A 1,458-nucleotide genomic window follows, 5' to 3' on the forward strand; every position below is an offset into this window, starting at 1 on the left:
GGATGTTTTCGCGTTCCGGACGGTGCGTGGGTTGGCCGCGTCGTTGGGTGGGGTCGGGCAGGAGTGGGTTCCGGTGGCGCCGTTCGCGCTGCTGGTAGACGCGGATCGAAACGCCCTACCGGCCGGCCTCACCGACGCCTACCCGGCGACCCAGGCCCAGGTGGGCATGGCGGTGGAGATCGCCAAGGATGAGGCCGCCACGCCGTACCACATCGTGCACTCCATGCGTGTGCACGACGAGCTGCCCTTCGACGTCGAGCCGCTGCGCGCGACCCTCGCCGAGCTGGTCGCCCGGCACGACACGCTGCGCACCTCGATCGACCTGACCGGCTACTCGGTGCCGATGCAGCTCGTGCACGCCGAGGCGCAGGTGCCAGTCGCGGTGCACGCCGAGGCGACCGGCCGTCCGACGTACGTCGCCGCCGAGCGTGACCGGCCGTTCGACCTGGCGACGCCGCCGCCGCTGCTGTGGGTGGCCGTCCATCGCGAGGACGATAGGGCCTGGTGGCTCACCGTCTCCGTCAGCCACCTGATCACCGGCGGCTGGGACCTCAACCTCCTGCTGGCCGACCTGCGCGACGGGTACCACCGGCGGCGGCGCGGCGAGCAGCCGACGCCAGCCGAACCGGTGGCCGTCCGGTACGCCGACTTCGTGGCCGCCGAACTCTCGGCGCTCGACTCCGAGACGGACGCCGCCTACTGGCGGGCAGTGGTGACCGGTAGGCCGAAGCTCACCCTGCCGGGCACCCCGGCGACCGACTCCGGCCCGCGGCAGGTGTGCCGCACCGAGTTGGACATCGCGGACCTGGACGGTGCGTTGCGCCAGCTCGCCAGCAGCCTCGGCGTACCCGTCAAGGCTGTTCTGCACGCGGCTCATCTGAAGGTGATGAGTCAGTTGACCGATGAACGGCGTTTTCACACGGGTTTGGTGTGTGATGCGCGGCCGGAGGTGCGGGGTGCGGAGCGGGTGCATGGGATGTACATCAATGTGTTGCCGTTCGGTCATGAGCGGGGTGTGGGTTCGTGGCGGGATCTGGTGCGGTCGGTGTTCGACCGTGAGGTGGAGTTGTGGCCGCATCGGCGGTTCCCGTTGCCGGCGGTACGGCGCTTGACGGGTGTCGACGCGCACCCGATCGACGTGGTCTTCGGCTACACCGAACCTCGTACCGGCCGGTCCGGCAGGGGAGACGCGGACGGGCCGGGTGCCGCGCCGACGCCCGATGGCCACACCACGCAGGCCGACGATGCCACCGACGAGCGGACCGCCAGCGACGTGGCCGCCACCGAATTCGTCCTGTCCGTCGGTGCCAGCCCGACCGTGATCCGTCTCGTCGGTGACGGGCGGGTGTTTGGGTCGGGGGGGTTGGTGCGTTTGGCGGGGATGTTTCGGGTGGTGTTGGAGTCGATGGTGGCGGATCCGGGTGGGGATTCGCGGGTGGTGTGTGTGCCGTCGGGTGA

1 protein-coding gene is annotated in these 1,458 nt (G+C 70.4%); it reads left to right on the forward strand.

Translation table 11 applies throughout. The features are described from left to right. Positions 1-31: 31 nt before the first annotated feature. Positions 32-1,458, forward strand: a 1,427-nt coding sequence (locus ABZT18_RS32095; RefSeq protein WP_354997955.1) for a condensation domain-containing protein, incomplete at its 3' end; no start/stop codon positions are given.

The sequence above is a fragment of the Micromonospora sp. NPDC005291 genome (genome assembly GCF_040607415.1).
Classification (GTDB): domain Bacteria; phylum Actinomycetota; class Actinomycetes; order Mycobacteriales; family Micromonosporaceae; genus Micromonospora.